Annotated in this window: 2 protein-coding genes and 1 pseudogene; all 3 read right to left on the bottom strand. The window is 54.5% G+C overall.

Translation table 11 applies throughout. The features are described 5' to 3' along the window. The coding region (locus GN208_RS17805; protein WP_243828517.1) for a phage minor tail protein L at nt 1-380 on the bottom strand (380 nt) is incomplete at its 3' end. Next, entirely contained in the window at nt 377-712 is a 336-nt protein-coding gene (locus GN208_RS17800; RefSeq protein WP_036409311.1) for a phage tail protein, read from the bottom strand. The genes GN208_RS17800 and GN208_RS17805, both read right to left, overlap by 4 nt. Continuing rightward, nucleotides 709-969, bottom strand: a pseudogene (locus GN208_RS17795) (phage tail tape measure protein); the annotation flags it as partial. The gene GN208_RS17800 and the pseudogene GN208_RS17795, both read right to left, overlap by 4 nt.

Below are 969 nucleotides of genomic sequence, written 5' to 3'. Positions count from 1 at the left end.
GCCGCATCCAGATAGTGTGCCAGGGTGTCGTGTATCGTGACTTTCGCTTTCAGCATGTCATCGTATGCCAGACACAGTGCGGTGACTGAACCATCGAGGTTTGCCACCGATAACTTCGGCTGTGCGCCGGAGCCGGTTGTCGACGCCTCCAGCCCCTCAATCTGTACCGGCCAGGCACGGTATTCTTCCCCCTGCCACCAGATGGATTTCGCCGGTAACTTTTCCGGATCCCCGCCGGCTGCTGCAATTTCTGCCTCAGTATGAGGAATATTGTATGCATGGAACCGCAAAATATCCGGTGCACCGAACGCGGTACCGTCAACCTCAAAAAGCCGGACGGCATTACCCGGTTCCAGCTTCTGGTAATCGTTTGTGATCATGGTTTAAATGCCTGGGTAAAAGTGAGAGAAAGTGAATAGTTGTCACCGCCGAGCGGGGTAAGTTTATGCTCGGCGCACCGGTATAACCCCACAGGTTCAAGCGGGGGTTTCCACTGAAAAGCCTTTATGCCGCCGTGACGGTCGATAAACTGACGGATAGCCGTGATGTACTCCCCGCGACCGGTAAATTCCAGTGACCACTTCTGGCTGCGGGCGTTGATACCGTCACCGGATACCTGCTCATAACCATCACCGAACTTCGCCCTGCGGATTTTATAGGTGATGTCCTCCGTGGGATTAACACGGGGACACCAGGTGAATGTTTCGATCATCTTTTCCCCTTAGTCAGATTCCAGACGGCTCCGCCGGGGCGGGTGTCTTTGTCCATTAGTACGCGGAAACGCTGATCGACAAATGCAGCAATTTCATTACCAAACTGCTCATAACCAGCCGACGACTGCGTCTGGCTGCTGCCGTTACTGTCGATGGTAATAAACACCTGTGGTGCTGCTGAACCGGTATTCTGATTTCTGCCGATCGCCCGGACACCGAGAGAGCCATCCGCCGCCCGTGTTAACGGCATAATCGC

The sequence above is a fragment of the Morganella sp. HSTU-ASny43 genome (assembly GCF_022819185.1).
GTDB classification, from domain to species: domain Bacteria; phylum Pseudomonadota; class Gammaproteobacteria; order Enterobacterales; family Enterobacteriaceae; genus Morganella; species Morganella morganii.
Note: the sequence above shows the minus strand (reverse complement) of the source record. Positions and strands in the feature narration are given on the sequence as shown.

Coding starts and splice junctions, on each gene's coding strand:
- GN208_RS17800 (WP_036409311.1), bottom strand. CDS start 712: ATGATCGAAACATTCACCTGGTGTCCCCGTGTTAATCCCACGGAGGAC.